At 67.6% G+C, this 14,918-nt stretch carries 15 protein-coding genes; 10 read left to right on the forward strand and 5 right to left on the reverse strand.

Annotated elements, in window-relative coordinates; all coding sequences use genetic code 11:
• Positions 1-4 precede the first annotated feature (4 nt).
• Positions 5-790, reverse strand: a complete 786-nt coding sequence (locus QHF85_RS20715) for an ABC-2 family transporter protein (RefSeq protein WP_281328972.1) — start codon at positions 788-790, stop codon at positions 5-7.
• Between the two features lie 60 nt (positions 791-850).
• Here QHF85_RS20715 and QHF85_RS20720 point away from each other — a divergent pair, with 60 nt between their 5' ends.
• Positions 851-1,642 (forward strand): DUF6585 family protein, encoded by a 792-nt coding sequence (locus QHF85_RS20720; protein ID WP_281328973.1) that lies wholly within the window; start codon positions 851-853, stop codon positions 1,640-1,642.
• Here QHF85_RS20720 and QHF85_RS20725 read toward each other — a convergent pair.
• Together QHF85_RS20725 and msrP are read right to left on the reverse strand one after the other, a co-directional pair.
• A complete protein-coding gene (locus QHF85_RS20725; protein ID WP_281328974.1) occupies positions 1,639-2,292 on the reverse strand; it encodes a protein-methionine-sulfoxide reductase heme-binding subunit MsrQ in 654 nt (217 codons plus the stop codon). The genes QHF85_RS20720 and QHF85_RS20725 overlap by 4 nt on opposite strands.
• Positions 2,292-3,311, reverse strand: coding sequence for a protein-methionine-sulfoxide reductase catalytic subunit MsrP (gene msrP / locus QHF85_RS20730; protein WP_281328975.1), 1,020 nt, complete (start codon positions 3,309-3,311; stop codon positions 2,292-2,294). The genes QHF85_RS20725 and msrP overlap by 1 nt, the downstream gene beginning before the upstream one ends.
• Positions 3,312-3,370: 59 nt before the next feature.
• On the opposite strand from msrP, the gene QHF85_RS20735 reads away from it, so the two are divergent.
• The 9 genes from QHF85_RS20735 (at position 3,371) to QHF85_RS20775 (ending at position 13,049) form a co-directional block, all read left to right on the forward strand.
• Positions 3,371-3,994: an SDR family oxidoreductase gene (locus QHF85_RS20735; protein ID WP_281328976.1), complete on the forward strand. Its 624-nt coding sequence runs from the start codon at positions 3,371-3,373 to the stop codon at positions 3,992-3,994.
• Position 3,995: 1 nt separating this feature from the next.
• Positions 3,996-5,036 carry a pirin family protein gene (locus QHF85_RS20740; RefSeq protein ID WP_281328977.1) on the forward strand — a complete coding sequence of 347 codons (1,041 nt, stop codon included), beginning with the start codon at positions 3,996-3,998 and terminating at the stop codon, positions 5,034-5,036.
• A gap of 129 nt (positions 5,037-5,165) precedes the next feature.
• Positions 5,166-5,855 carry an NUDIX domain-containing protein gene (locus QHF85_RS20745; protein WP_281328978.1) on the forward strand — a complete coding sequence of 230 codons (690 nt, stop codon included), beginning with the start codon at positions 5,166-5,168 and terminating at the stop codon, positions 5,853-5,855.
• Positions 5,856-5,870: 15 nt separating this feature from the next.
• Positions 5,871-6,695, forward strand: a complete 825-nt coding sequence (locus QHF85_RS20750) for a protein phosphatase 2C domain-containing protein (protein ID WP_281328979.1) — start codon at positions 5,871-5,873, stop codon at positions 6,693-6,695.
• A 14-nt stretch (positions 6,696-6,709) separates the two neighbouring features.
• Positions 6,710-8,653: a hypothetical protein gene (locus QHF85_RS20755; protein WP_281328980.1), complete on the forward strand. Its 1,944-nt coding sequence runs from the start codon at positions 6,710-6,712 to the stop codon at positions 8,651-8,653.
• A gap of 27 nt (positions 8,654-8,680) precedes the next feature.
• Positions 8,681-9,727 (forward strand): nicotinamidase, encoded by a 1,047-nt coding sequence (locus QHF85_RS20760; RefSeq protein WP_281328981.1) that lies wholly within the window; start codon positions 8,681-8,683, stop codon positions 9,725-9,727.
• 14 nt (positions 9,728-9,741) lie between these two features.
• Positions 9,742-10,539: a hypothetical protein gene (locus QHF85_RS20765; RefSeq protein WP_281328982.1), complete on the forward strand. Its 798-nt coding sequence runs from the start codon at positions 9,742-9,744 to the stop codon at positions 10,537-10,539.
• 126 nt (positions 10,540-10,665) lie between these two features.
• Positions 10,666-11,604 (forward strand): hypothetical protein, encoded by a 939-nt coding sequence (locus QHF85_RS20770; RefSeq protein ID WP_281328983.1) that lies wholly within the window; start codon positions 10,666-10,668, stop codon positions 11,602-11,604.
• Entirely contained in the window at positions 11,601-13,049 is a 1,449-nt protein-coding gene (locus tag QHF85_RS20775) for a serine protease (protein WP_281328984.1), read from the forward strand. The genes QHF85_RS20770 and QHF85_RS20775 overlap by 4 nt, the downstream gene beginning before the upstream one ends.
• 6 nt (positions 13,050-13,055) lie before the next feature.
• On the opposite strand, the gene QHF85_RS20780 is transcribed toward QHF85_RS20775, so the two are convergent.
• Both QHF85_RS20780 and QHF85_RS20785 read right to left on the reverse strand, forming a co-directional pair.
• Positions 13,056-13,895 (reverse strand): ABC-2 family transporter protein, encoded by an 840-nt coding sequence (locus QHF85_RS20780; RefSeq protein WP_281328985.1) that lies wholly within the window; start codon positions 13,893-13,895, stop codon positions 13,056-13,058.
• Complete coding sequence (locus QHF85_RS20785) at positions 13,892-14,896, reverse strand: ATP-binding cassette domain-containing protein (RefSeq protein WP_281328986.1); 1,005 nt, start codon at positions 14,894-14,896, stop codon at positions 13,892-13,894. Before QHF85_RS20785 ends, QHF85_RS20780 begins: the two co-directional genes overlap by 4 nt.
• Positions 14,897-14,918 lie beyond the last annotated feature (22 nt).

Consider the following 14,918-nt stretch of genomic DNA (forward strand, 5'->3'; position numbering starts at 1 on the left):
AGGTTCAGCTCGAAGCGGAGGTATAATGGCCGATCGCGCGTGTCCAGACGGTCCGCGCGACCACGGCGAGCAGGGCCGCGCCGAGGACCGAGGCCACGGCGGTTTGCCCGGCGAGCGAGCCGAGCAGCGCTTCGGCCGGGTACGTCGTCATCACGCCGAGCGGGATGACGAAGGTGAATACGATCTTCCAGACCCCCTTGAACACGGACACGGGCCAGCGCGCGAAATCGAAGAGCGAATCGAAGAGGTACGCGAGGTTGTCCACGCGAACCACCCAGAAGGCCGCGGCGATCACGAGGATCCAGATCGAGTAAAGCACCACCGTGGCCGCCGCGAGCATGGCGAGGGCGGTGAGCACGCCGAGCGGGCTCGGGACGCGGCCGAGGCGAACGAAAGCGACGGTGACGAGGGCGAGCCCGGCGATCGCGTCGAACACGCGGAAGACCTCGAACTTCGTGGTCGAGACGAGGAACTGCGCGTCGGCGGGCTTGAGCAGCACGAAATCGAGCGTGCCCTCGCGGATCTGCTGTACGACCGTGAGCAGCGAGGGGTTCACCGCGCCGTCGAGGACGCCGCGGAGGAGCGTGAAAAAGCCCACGACGACGAGCGCGGTCTCGTACGTCCAGCCCCCGACGGGCGGCCGGTCGTGAAAGGCCACGTGGAACGGCACGAGGCCCGCGACCGTCCAGAGCAGGGCGAGCGCCCCGCTGACCACGAAATCCCAGCGATAATGCATCGCGACGGTCGCGGACTTGCGGAGCTGGAGGCCGAGCAGGGAGAGATACCGCATCGCGCGTTCGCGCGGAGGGTAGCATGCCGCGGGCAGAACGAGGTTATACTCGCGCGACGCGTGCCCCCGAGCCTCGAAGCCCCTCGCAAAACGAGCGCCAAGGCGATCAGCCCCTACCGCGCCGCGCCGCTCTCCTTTGGCCCGCCCGTCGCGACGTACCGCTCGAGCAAGCTGCAGCGCGTGGGTTTCCTCGCCGTGGGTTCGGCTGCCGGCCTCGCCGCGCTCGCGCTGCTGCTCTCGCCGCTCGGGGGCGGCTCGGATCCCGGCCTCTGGGTCCTGGCCTTCCTGCAAGCGAGCGTGGTCGGGACCGGCGCTGCGTTCGCGCTGCGCGCCTACGCGCGTCGCGTCCGCGGACGCGTGACCGTACACGACGAGGGGATGTGCATCACCAGCCACAAGGGGAGAACCTCGTTCTTCTGGGACGACGTGACGGGCATCTGGGCGCGATTCTACGAGCCCGTACGATCACCGGAGGTCATCATGCGTCTCGGGACGCGCGACGGCCGCGTGATCGAGCTGCCGACGGAGCTCGAAGGCGCGCGGGACCTGGCCACGCGGGTGCAGACGGAGACGGCCGCGCGTATGCTCGCCGAGACGATCGCTGCGCTCGACGCGGGTGAACGGCTCTGGTTTGGCCCGATGATGGTCGACGGTTTCGGCATTCATTATGGCAAGCGCCACGGCCGCGAGAACGACGTCGACGCCATGCAGCTCTCGTTTCGCTGGCTCGAAGTCAGGCTCGCCTCGGGCGAGCGGATCTTGCTCCCGACCGAGGACGTGCGAAACGTGGGCATCCTGCTCGGCGTGGCGGGGCGGTTCGGAATCGGTCGATTGGCGGGAGGTCCGGCTTAACCGCGCTTGTTCCCGCGCTTCCGCACCCCGTCCATGATCCGGATCAGGAAGAGACCCGCGAGCACGGCGCCGTAGATCGCCGGCTCGGTCACGTCCTTCTTCACGCGCATCACGAAATGGACGACGCCGAGGATCGCGACCACGTACGCGAGCCGGTGCAATCGCTTCCAACGGGCGAACCCCATCCGTTTCAGGGCCTTCGCGGTCGACGTCGCGGCCAGCGGGAGGAGCAGGACGAACGCGGCGAACCCAACGAGGATGAACGGGCGCTTCGTGATGTCCTCGAGGATCGCGCGCAGGGCGAGCGATTGATCGACGAGCGCGTACACCAGGAAATGCGCGCAGACGTAAAAGAAGCCGAGCAGGCCGAGCGATTTGCGGATGCGGATCGGCCATTTCCAGCCCGTGACGATCTGGAGCGGCGTCGCGGCGAGCGAGAGGACGAGGTGGACGAGCGCGAGCAGCCCGAGCTGGTTCATCGCCTCGGCGATCGGGTTCGCCCCGAGGTCGCCTCTCGCCGCGCGCGCCGCGAGGACGACGGCCGGGAAAAGGCCTCCCGTGACGATCGCGGGGACGAGCCAGCCGAGCTTGCCCGCGCCCGCGCGAGGCGCGGCAGGTTTGTCCGGGGTGGTGATTGCGCTCGTCGACATCAGTAGTACATCCGAAGGTCCATGTCCGCGTAGAGGTGCGCGACCTCCTCGGCGTAGCCGTTGAACGGGAGCGTCGGGCGTTTTTCGAGGTCCCCGATGCGCCGCTCCATCGCCTGGCTCCAGCGCGGGTGCGCGACCGCGGGGTTCACGTTCGCGTAAAATCCGTATTCACGCGGCGCCGCCATGTGCCACGACGTCTCCGGCTCCTTCTCGACGAGCGCGATCCGCACGATCGACTTGACCCCTTTGAATCCGTACTTCCACGGCACGACGAGCCGCAGCGGGGCGCCGTTTTGCCCGGGGAGCGATTTTCCGTAGAGGCCGGCGGCGAGGATCGTGAGCGGGTGCATGGCCTCGTCGAGGCGCAGGCCCTCGCGGTAAGGCCATTCGAGCACGTCCGTGAGCTGGAACGGGAGCTGCTCCGGATCCATCAGCGTGTTGAATGCGACGTACTTCGCACGCGACGTCGGTTCGAGCCGTTCGAGCAGCTTCCCGAGCGGAAAGCCGAGCCACGGGATCACCATCGACCACGTCTCCACGCACCGCATGCGGTAGACGCGCTCCTCCAGGGGAAACCATTTCAAGAGCGTCTCGATGTCGACCCGCTGGGGCTTTTTGATCTCGCCCTCGAAGACCACGGTCCACGGCCGGGGCTTCAACGTTTTCGCGTTTCGCGCCGGGTCTTCCTTGTCGAGGCCGAGCTCGTAATAGTTGTTGTACGTCGTCACGTCCTCGTAAGGCGTGCGTGGCTCGTCCGTGGTGAAGGGATTGCGCACGGCGGGCGAGCCCGAGGGCGCGGGCGGCGTCGCGGACGCGGGCGGCGCCAGGAGCTCCGGCGGGAGCGGCTCGGCGGTGACGTTCGCGCGGCGGCCGCGGCCCGTGAGCGCGACGAGGCCCGTGCCCATCGCCGCGGCCGTCCCCACGAAGAGGCCCGCGCTCTTCAGGATCTCGCGGCGGCGCAGGTACCGCGCTTCGGGCGTGATCTCGGAGCTCGGGGGCGGCGGAGGCAGCCTGCGCATGCCGGCATTGTAGCGCGATCGACGTTGCTACGTCGCGCGCAACGTACGATGATCGCCGCATGAAGATCTTGGTCTTCGGGGCTTCGGGGCCCACGGGTCGGGAGGTCGTCGCGCAGGCGCTCGACGCGGGGTACGAGGTGCGGGCGTTCGCGCGCAGGCCCGCGGCCGTCGGCGCCTGGTCGCCGCGCCTCGACCTCGTGCAAGGAGACGTGCTCGAGTGGGGCCACGTGGGGCCCGCGATGCGCGGCGTGGACGCGGTGATCTCGGCGCTCGGGACGGGCCAGGACTTCGGCGAGACGAACCTCTTTTCGGACGGGTTCGCGGCCATCCTGTGGGCGATGGCCGAGGCCCGCGTGCGCAGGTTCGTGTGCGTGACGTCGGCCGGGACGATCGAGGATCCGAACGAGCCGCTCTGGTACCGGACCGTGGGCCGATGGATGGCGCGGCACGTGTATGCCGATCAACGAAGGGCGGAGGAGCGGCTGCGCGCGAGCGACTCCGACTGGACGATCGTGCGCCCGCCCCGCCTCCTGGACGGACCCAAAAGGGGTGATTACAAGATCACGAAGGACGGGCCCGCCGGCAAGGCGTACGAGGTGAGCCGGGCGGACCTCGCCGAGTTCATGGTGGCCGAGATGATGGCGATGAAATACGTCCGAGCCGCCGTGGGAATCGGGTATTAGCATGAGCTCCGCGAACGATATCGTGCTCGAGACGCGCCCCCTCGGTTTTCCCTGGGAGACGGCCGATCCCTTCCTCTTTTGCGTGCACCACGACGACGCGTACCCCGCGGGCAACGAGCGGATGGGGCCGGCGGCGTCGCTCGCAGGGCGCAACCTCGGCCAGGATTTCGCCGGCAAGGACGGCTGGCGCATGTACCACGGCGAGGTCGTGCCCGGCTTCCCGCAGCATCCGCACCGCGGCTTCGAGACGGTGACGATCGTGCGGCGCGGGCTCATCGACCACGCGGACTCGCTCGGCGCGGCGGCGCGCTTCGGGTCGGGTGACGTGCAATGGTTGACGGCGGGCGGAGGGATCGTCCATTCCGAGATGTTCCCGCTGCTCGATCGGGCGAACCCGAATCCGGTCGAGCTCTTTCAGATCTGGCTGAACCTGCCGGCGGAGGACAAGCTCGTGCCGCCGCATTTCTCGATGCTGTGGAGCAGCACGATCCCGCGGTGCACGTTCCTCGACGAGGCGGGGCGATCGACGGAGGTGACGGTGGTCGCTGGGAGGCTCGACGGGAAACACGCGCCGGCGCCGCCGCCGCATTCATGGGCGTCGCGGCCGGATGCGGACGTGGCGATCTGGACCATTCGAATGGCCCCGCGCGCCACGTGGACCTTGCCGAAGGCGGCGAACCCGCAATCGGTGCGGACGCTCTATTTCTTCGACGGCGCGTCGCTGCGCATCGGGGAGCGCGCGCTCACGGAGCACGCGGCAGCGCGGGTCCGGAGCGACGTGGACGTGCGGCTCGAGGCCGGCGACGAGGAGGCCGAGATCCTCCTTTTGCAGGGGCGTCCGATCGGGCAGCCGGTCGTGCAGTACGGTCCGTTCGTGATGAACACCCGCGAGCAGATCCAGCGCGCGATGATGGATTACCAGCGGACCCGATTCGGCGGGTGGCCGTGGCCGAGCGACGACCCGGTGCACGGGCGCGAGGAGGGGCGGTTCGCGCGGCATGCGGATGGACAGGTGGAGCGGGTCAAGGGTCCAGGGGCGTAGCTCCCAAGCGTCGACCACGACCTGAACGCCCTTCCATCTTCGCTCGATCTTCCAGGCCCGATCGCACGCGCCCTTGACATGGTGTCGAGTTGACACTAAGGTTCGTGTACATCCTACACGTACACGAACATGACCCACACCTACCGTTACCCGCGCCCGGCGCTCGCCGTGGATTGCGTCGTTTTTGGCCTCGACGAGGAGGATCTCAAGGTCCTGCTCATCCGGCGCGGCGTCGAGCCTTTCGCCGGGCGCTGGGCGTTGCCCGGTGGTTTCGTGCGCCTCGACGAGACGCTCGACGAGGCCGCGCGGCGCGAGCTCCGCGAGGAGGCCGGCATCGAAAAGGTGTACCTCGAACAGCTTTATACGTTCGGGGCCGTCGAGCGGGATCCACGCGAGCGCGTCGTCTCCGTGACGTATTACGCGCTCGTGAAGCTGAGCGAGCACGCGGTCCGCGCGGCCACGGACGCGCGCGAGGCGGCGTGGTTCGCGATCGACGATCTGCCGCGGCTCGCCTTCGATCACGAGGCGATCGTCGACAAGGCGATCGCGCGGCTGCGCGGCAAGGTGCGGTATGCGCCGATCGGATTCGAGCTCTTGCCCAAGAAGTTCACGCTCACGCAGCTCCAGCGCGTGTACGAAAAGGTGCTCGGGCATGAGCTCGACAAGCGGAATTTCCGCAAGAAAGTGGTCGCGACGGGGCTCTTGATCGAGCTCGACGAGGTGGAGCAGGACGTCGCGCACCGGGCCGCGAGGCTCTACACGTTCGACGAGAAGGCGTATCGGAAGCTCGAAAAAGAGGGCTTTTTGTTCGAGATTTGAGGCGAGGAGGGTGCCATGCGCGTGGACGAGCGATTCGAGATGGCTGTGGGGAGCGTGACGGGGCGCTCGCACGTCCTCGCCGGCAAGCCCAATCAGGACGCGTTCGCGTTTCGCTCGGCCGAATGCGGGATCGTCGGCGTCGTTTGTGACGGGTGCGGGAGCGGCGCGCATAACGAGATCGGCGCGGCGATGGGGGCGCGGATCGTCGCGGCGCAGGTGCTTCGCGAGATGGAGGCGGGCGCGGCGATTCACGACGAGGCGACGTTCGAGCGCGTCAGGGAACGGCTGCTCCATTCGCTCGCCTCGGCTGCAGAGGACATGGGCGTCGCGCATCCGCGCGGCGTGGCCGAGTTTTTCCTGTTCACGGTGCTCGGCGTGGTGATCTCCGCCGAGCGGGCCGTCGTGTTCGGCGCTGGGGACGGGATGTTCGTGGTGGGGGACGAGGTCGTGCGGCTCGGGCCTTTTCCCGGCAATGCGCCGCCTTACCTCGGGTATGGGCTCTCGGGGGCCGGGCCGCGGTTCTCGATTCACCGCGTGCTGCCCGCGTCGGCGCTCACTTCGGTGCTCGTCGGCACGGACGGGGCCGTCGATTACGACGCGCTCGCGGGAGCGGCGATCCCCGGGGCGCACGGCGAGCGTGTGCCGCCACTGCGGGCGTTCTGGTCCGAGGATCGGTATTTTCGGAACGTCGATGCGGTGCGGCGGTCGCTCGCGCTCGTCAATCGTGATGTGACGCGGCCGCTCTGGGACGAGCGGCGGATGCACAAGGAGCCGGGGCTGCTCGAGGACGATACGACGCTGCTCGTCGTGCGCCGCAAGAAGCCGAGCGCCGTCTCGTAAGAGAGGTTGTTTCGATGAAGTGGCCGTTCGGGCTCGCCGCGAGGCGAGGACGGGAGACGTGTGCCATGGAAGTGTACATCGACGACAAACGCATTCGCGTGAGCCCGCAGGCCTCGATCGGCAAGGGCGGCGAGGCGGACGTCTTCGATCTCGGCGGCGGGATCGCGCTGAAGTTATGGAAGGGGCCGGATCATCCGGACGTCGCCGGGGTCTCGGTCGAGGCGCGCGCGGCGGCGGACAGGCTCGCGCTCGTGCAGGAGAAGATGCCGCATTTTCCGGCGGGATTGCCGGAGCGCGTCGCCTCGCCGATGGCATTCGCGATGGATCGAAAAGGTCGGACGATCCTCGGGTATACGATGCGGCTCATCGCGGGCGCCGAGCCGCTCATGTGCCTCGGCGAGCCTTCGCGGCGCAGGGCCCTCGGGGGCGACGCGGCGGCGCGGATCCTCTGTGATCTGCGGGCGACCGTCGCGGCCCTTCATCACGCCGGCGCGGTGATCGGCGATTTCAACGATCTGAACGTGCTCGCGCGGGACGGCGAGGCGCACATCGTGGACGCGGACAGCTTTCAGTTCGGCCGGTTTCCGTGCCCCGTGTACACCGAGCGATTCGTCGATCCGCTGCTCTGCGAGGCGAGCGAGCCGCGTCCGCGGCCCGTGCGGCCGTTCTCTGCGGAATCGGACTGGTATGCGTTCGCCGTGATGGTGATGGGCACGCTGCTCTGCGTGGGGCCCTACGGCGGCGTGTATCGGCCGCGGGATCCGGCGAAACGTGTCCCCGAGGCGGCGCGGCCGCTCCGGCGGATCACGGTTTTTGATCCGGAGGTGCGTTATCCGAAGCCGGCGATTCCGTACGGGGTTTTACCGGACGACCTGTTGCACGCGCTCTCGTCGATCTTCGAGCGCGACGCGCGGGCCCCGCTTCCGCTCGCGCTCCTTGCAAACCTGCGGTTTACGGCGTGCGTTTCGTGCGGGGCCGAGCATGCGCGGGCGCGTTGCCCGGTGTGTGATCACGGCGCGGCGCGCGAGGTGGTCGTCGTGCGGGGGCATGTGAAGGCGTCTCGCAGGTTCGCCACGGCGGGCTCGATGGTCGCGGCGACGCTCGTGGGGGATGCGCCGGCGTACGTGGTGCACGAAGACGGCGTTTACAAGCGGGAGGACGGGGCCGTCGTCGCGCGTGGGCCGCTCGACGGGGCATTGCGGTTCTGGATCCAGGGGAAAACCACGTTCATCGGGCGGCGCGGGCGGGTCGTTGCATTCGAGGCCGGGCAAGCGGAGCAGGGGATGTCTGTCGACGTATTGGGCCAGGAACCCGCATTCGTGGTGAATGATCGATATCGATGGTTCGTCCATGGAGGGCGCCTGTTCCGGCGCGCCGCGCGGCCTTCCGGTGCGCCCCTCGCGGGCCTCGCGGAAGGCGTGGCGGAGCCCTGGGGCGAGGTACTGTCCGGACAGACCCGCATCTGGGTCGGTGAGCGGCTCGGGTTCGGGTTTTACCGGGCAGGCGCGGTGTCGGTCGCGTTCACCTGGGATACGGAGTGCCGCGGGATTCGCGATACGGTGAAGTTGCCCTGGCCGAGCGGGCAGATCGTGGCCGCGGACGCCGCGATCGACAAGGACAGGGTTTGGTTTTTCCTGACGTACGTGCGCGCCGGTCGAACGATGAACCGGTGCGCCGTGGTGGCCGAGGGCGGCGCGCTGCTCGGCGTGGCCGAGGCCGAGGCGGGCGACGGCTCGTGGCTCGGGTCGATCGCCGGCAAAAAGGCCATCGGAGGCGCGCTGCTCGTGGCCACGGACAGTGGGCTCGTGCGGGTCGAGCTCGGCCCAGGCGGGCCGGCGGAGGCGCGGCGTTTCCCGGACACCGAGCCGTTCGTGCAGGAAGGCGCGCGCATCCTCGCGGGATCCGCGGGGCTCTGGGTCGTGGGGGCGCGCGAGCTCACGGCGCTCGCAATGGGTTGATTCATAGAAAGAGACGAGAGGTACATCATGAACCACAAGGATCTTCCGCTGCCGGTTTTTTACGATCACAAGAGCGCCGAGAAGTGGGGCCATCGGCCCAAGGAGGAGCTGCTCTTCGTGGCCGCCGAAGATTGGCGCAAGGCGCTCGACATCCGGCCGGCGGGCGCGGACAAGACGAATGTGCACCTCCTGCTCATCGACGTGCAGAAGGATTTCTGTCACCCCGAGGGCGCGCTCTTCGTGGCGGGGCGGAGCGGGAAGGGCGCGATCGACGATAGCCGGCGCATCGCGGAGTTCATCTACAGGAACCTCGACGTGCTCACGGCGATCACGACGACGATGGATACGCATTTCTCGCACCAGATCTTCTTTCCGTCGTTCTGGGTGGACCGCGAGGGCAAGTCGCTCTCGGCGCACCGCGTGATCACGACGCGCGACATCGACACGGGCGAGGTGCGGCCGAACCCGGCCACCGCGAAATGGCTCTGCGGCGGGAACTACCCGTGGCTCGTGAAGCAGGTGCGGCATTATTGCGACGAGCTGGAGAAGGCCGGGAAGTACACGCTCTATCTGTGGCCGCCGCATTGCTTGCTCGGCAGCGACGGGCACGCGCTCGTGGGGGCGATCCACGAGGCGCGGCTCTTCCACTCGTACGTGCGCGGGGCGCAGTCGTGGGTGGAGGTGAAGGGAGGCAATCCGCTGACGGAGAACTATTCGGTGCTGTCGCCGGAGGTGCTCACGCGGTTCGACGGTCAGCCGCTCGGGCAGAAGAATACGCTCTTTTTGAAGACGCTGCTCGCGGCGGACGCGGTGATCATCGCGGGGCAGGCGGCGAGCCATTGCGTGAAGAGCTCGATCGACGACATCCTCGGCGAGATCGCCTCGGTCGACGCCGCGCTCGCGAGGAAGATCTATTTGCTCACCGATTGCATGTCGGCCGTGACGGTGCCGGACGGCAAGGGCGGGCTCGTGGCGGATTTCACGCCCGAGGCCGAGAAGGCGCTCGCGAAGTTCGCGGCGGCGGGGATGAACCTGGTGAAGAGCACGGACGAGATCGGGCGCTGGTTGAAATAGGAGAGGAGGACGTCATGACGAACGGAAATGGGAAGGCAAACGAGATCCGGCGGCTCTTCGAGGCGGCGGAGGAGGAAGGGACGCTGTCGCCGGAGGCGCTCGCGGCGCTCGCGGCGATCGATATCGGAGCGCAGATCCAGGCCGGGCTCGGCGTGGGCGTGGACGACGTGCAGGCGTCCGAGGTCGTGCTCGTGACGATCATGCCGGACGATTCGGGGTCGATCCGTTTCTCCGGGAACGCCGACGCCGTGCGGGAAGGGCACAACGCGGTGGTGGACGCGCTCGCGTCGTCGAAGCAGAAGGATTCGATCCTGGCGCATACGCGGTACTTGAATGGATTCGTGCTCTATCCGTACCGACCGGTTGCGCTTGCGGAGCGGATGACGACGAAGAACTACGATCCCACGCTGGGGACGCCGCTCTACGATCAAACGGTGGTGCTGCTCGGGACGGTGATCGCGAAAGCGCAGGAGTTCGCGCAAAGCGGGGTGCCGGTGCGGAGCGTGACGTTGATTTTGACGGACGGGGCCGACGAGGGATCGCGCAAAGCCAGGGCGAGCGACGTGCGCGTGATCGTGCGCGACATGCTGGCGAGCGAGCAGCACATCGTGGCGGCCATGGGGATCGACGACGGGCGTACGCCGTTCCGGGACGTGTTCCGGGCGATGGGGATCGAGGATCGGTGGATCCTGACGCCGCGGAGCGACGCGGGGGAGATCCGGCGGGCGTTCCGGATGTTCTCGCAATCGGCGATGCGCGCGAGCCTGCACGCGGGGTTTTCGCGGGCGGCGGCGGGCGGGTTTCTCGGGTGAAAGGCACCGGGGGGCCGGCGCGCCGCGTCGGGCCCAAACCTGTGACGCGATGTCCCATGAGGCGCAGCTATACCTCGCGCCCTCGGTGCTTCCGTACGAGGTACTATATGTGGTAGGGTAACTACCGTGGCACCCTTACGAACAAAGCTCCGGTCCAAGGCGTCACGTGGCGGTTGGGCGACGACGTTCGCCGCAGGCAGTGCGCTTGGCACCTTCATCGGGCTCGTGCTCGCGCTCTCCGTCCGTGAGAACCCTCTGGTCGCCTCCGTGACGAGCTCGGTCATGGCGCTCGCCGTGACGTATGCGACGATCCGGGGTTTCTCGTCGCGTGGTGGCTCGTCGACGGAGAGCGGCTCGTCGACGGAGAGCGGCTCGTCGACGGAGGGAGAGGGGGCGGGTGAAGAGAAGGCCAAGGCGGCGAGCTCGCAGGGCGGAGAGGCGGCGAGCGCGGCGGCGGCGGCTTTGCAGGCCCACGAGGATGCGCCGGGGCGAGCGTCGGGGGCTGCCATCGGATTCGGGGTGTTTGCGTGCCTCGGGTTGCTCGTAGGCATCTACATACGGACGCACGATCTGCTTTCGCCGACCCCCGAAGAGCTCACGAAGCGCTGGACGGCCGCCGGCTTCACGGATTCGGAAGCGCAGGAACTCGTCGCCGTTGGCTTGGGGTACAAGCTGCGCCACCCGGATCCCCCCAAGAAAGAAGCCGGCGCCGGCCCCGCGGCGCGTGAAGAGCCGCCCGCCCAAGAGTCGAGCGCCGGCGTTGCGCCGCCGTTTGCGGCCAAGGAGGCGGCTTCGGCGACACCTCCCGGGGACCCGCGCCCCTCCCGCATCGTCGAATCGTATGGCGACACCGTGAACGCCAAGGACACCGTGTTGCTCAACGACGATGTGAAGGCGTGTGCGGTCCTGCGAGGAATGAAGTTCGTCGCCGCCCAGGATGGGCTCGACCATTTTAGGACGCTGGGGGAGCCCTGGAAAAGCAAGGCGAATGAGATCGAAAAAGCTCCCGAGGGCGAGCGTGTCGGCCAATTGAATCAATATGTTCGGAAGAGGTGCAAGTTATGAAGACGACTGTCACAGCCTTTTCGCTGCTCGCGACTGTGCTGTTGTTCCAGAGCCCTGCGTCCGGGCAGCAGCGGTCCTGGATGCAATCGGCCAAGGACGGGGTGTTCAAGGTCGTCAGCACGAACTGCAAGGGCCTGACACCGGGGAATGCACGCGTCGGCACGGCGTTCGTGACCAAGGTTGGCAATGAAACGCTCGTCGTGACGGCCCTGCACGTGGTGGCTCCTTGCCGGCCGCCCATTTCGCTCGTCGATCAGCAGGGCAACAGCCAGACGACCTCCGTCCAGAGAGTGTTGCTGTCCGCGGACCTCGCGGCCTTGCGCCTGCCGTCGAGCCTCGCCTTTCAACCGCTCCCGCTCAACACGAGCTCCACCACGCCCGGGCAGAAAATTCACGTGCTCGGGTACGGTCAGACGAGCGGGCTTGTCAGCAAAAGCATCGCGGTCCGTCAATTGGGCGCGAGAGACATCGGCAGCCTCGTCACCAATCCGAGGACCCTGTCCGACCTGCAAACCCAGCGGTTTCCTAGCCTCAGCGAGCCCATCATCAACCTGGAGGGCATCATCCTGCAGGGCGACTCAGGCGGGCCGGTGTTCGACGACTCCGGCAGCGTGATCGGCGTCGCCAACGGCGGATTGATGTCGGGCACATCGGCCATCACCTGGGCATTTCCGGCGGACAGCGTGGCCAAGCTCGCGGTGTCGACGGATAGCATGCCCACGTCGAGCGGGAGCGTCGCGGATACGAGTATGCTGCTTGCGGGGGAGGAGCCCTCGGGTTCGTCGAGCGGTCAGGGCGCCGGGCCGCCGCAAGGCATGCGCTTCGTCACCTGTGGTGGACGCCAGTTCTTTCACCTGGCGACCAGGACCTTGGCAGAGGTTCTGAGCAGCGCAGACCCTCTGAGCTTGGCCCAGATCCAGTCCGTGGTCGTCGCAGCAAACATGAGCACCAAACCGCTCAGCCCCAACCTCGAGTACAGAATCTTCGGCGACCCCACCAGCGGCGCCATGTTTGCTCTGCCGAGCGGATATACCATCAAATCGGGCCGCGATTGCGTGGCGATCGACTCGAGCGGGGAGCTCCAGATCTGGATCACCATGGATAACGTCTTCAACCCGGTCCAGGCAGAGGTGGTGTCCGATGGTTTCGTCAAGCGTTCCCTGCTGTTCAACGAGTTCATCGCTCCGCTGCCCAATTTCACCATGTTCCAGCCTGCGCAACGGATGGACGGCATGCTGGTCCGGCGCGCCGGGTTCGCCGTCCATGTACCAACCCCCTTCGGGCCGTCGATGCCGCCGAACGAGCTCTACCTGACGCATGCAATCCGGGGAGGTTCGTATCTGGGCGTCGAGATCCGTACGACGGTGCCGAGACCTGCGTTTCGAGGTGTCGATGACTGGTTCCCCGGCCTCGTCACCGTCTACGCAGCCGCGTTTGCTCTGTAATCCGGCTCAGCCCCCGAACGCCCCGAACCGCCGCACACCCGCGCGAAACACGAGGATCGCGGCCGTCGCGGCGGCAGCAGCATAGGTATATTGCACCGCGAGGCCCCGCAGCGCGGCCTTCGTATCCATGAGGCCAATCACGACCTCGACGGGAAAACCCAGCGTGTAGCGGAAGGGCAAGGCCTCCGCGACGCCGCGCACCCAGCCCGGGAAGAGCTCGAGCGGGACGACGTACCCCGAGAGCAACATGAACGTGATGAGCCAGAGCTCGAAGACGCTCGTGGAGCTCTCCAGGAAAAACGCGAGCGAGCCGATGATGGCCATCGTGAAGAAATTGATGAGCCACGCGCCGAGCAGGGAGACGAAAAAGATCGCGAGGAGCGGGCCGCTCCGCGTCAGGTCCGCATAAACGACGGCCACGACGACGACCGGGAGGCAAAGCGCCGCGCGGAGCGGCAAGGCGGCGAGGTTCTCCGCGCTGTAGATCCAGAGCGGGTGAATCGGCTTCAAGAGGCGCTGCGAGAGCGTGCCCTGGCGGATCTCCTGGTTCATCTCCCAGACGAGCCAGGAGCCCGTGACCTGGCGGACGATGAGCGCGGCCAGGAAATACCCCACGAACTCGCCCGGACCATAACGACCCACGGGCGCCTCGCGCGCGACCGCGGTCCAGATCGAGAGGCTGACGAGCGGCATCGTGGTCGTCAGCATCCAGATCACGAGCTCGGCGCGATAGGCGAGCGCCGCGGAGAAGCCCACCCGCAAGAGCGTCGGATAGGCGCGCAGGGGGTTTGGGGGCGTAGCTCGGCTCGTCCGAGCGGAGCCCCCAATCGCAGACCGCGCATTCATTTGAGGGCCTCGGCCGGCTCCTCGGCGGGGCGCGCGAAGAGGTCCCGCATGACCTCTTCGAGCGGCGGATCCTCGATCGTGAGGTCACTCGCCTCCGCGCTCGCGACGAGGTGGCTCACGGCCTCGCGGACGTCCGCTTGCGGGACACGCAGGACGGCACGCGTGCCTTCGAGCTCGACGACGGTCCCCACGCGCTCGAGGGCCGCGCGATCCGGCGGCGAGGCGAAGGCGAGGACGATTCGTTTGTCCGGGCGGATCGTCTTGACCAGCGTGGCGAGGTCGCCGTCGTAGCGGAGTTTGCCCCTGTCGATGACGATGACGCGCGGGCAGAGCGAGGCGACGTCGTCCATGTAATGGGACGTGAGGAGGACCGTGGCGCCGCGCTTCTCGTTGTACTTGCGGATGAAATCACGCACGACGAGCTGCATGGAGACGTCGAGGCCAATCGTGGGCTCGTCGAGGAAGAGGATGCCCGGGCGATGCAGGAGCGCCGCCGCGAGCTCGCATTTCATGCGCTCGCCGAGCGAGAGCTGCCGCGTGGGCTTTTTCGTGAGGGCGCCGATGTCGAGCAGCGATTCGAGCTCGCGCAGGGTCTCCGTGAAGGCCGCGTCGGGGACGCCGTAAATGGCGCGGTTCAAATCGAACGTCTCGGCCGGCGGCAAATCCCAGAGGAGCTGCTGCTTCTGGCCCATGACGAGCGTGATCGTCCGCAAGAAAGAAGCCTCGCGGCGCCGCGGGACGTGGCCCGAGACCGTGACCTCGCCGCTCGTCGGGTGGAGCAGGCCCGCGAGGATCTTCAAGGTGGTCGTTTTCCCCGCGCCATTCGGGCCGAGAAAGCCGACGCGCTCGCCAGGCTCGATCGTGAACGAGAGGTCTTCGACCGCGCGAACTTCCTTGTACGTTCGGCGGAAAACGCTGCGCAGCGCAGCCGCGAGACCGGCCGGGCGCTCGTGGACCCGGTAGACTTTCGTGAGTGCGCGGACCGCGACGGCGGCGTCCATGGGCGGCGGAGGGTAGCACCGA

It is taken from the genome of Polyangium sp. 6x1 (assembly GCF_029946515.1).
Classification (GTDB): domain Bacteria; phylum Myxococcota_A; class Polyangia; order Polyangiales; family Polyangiaceae; genus Polyangium.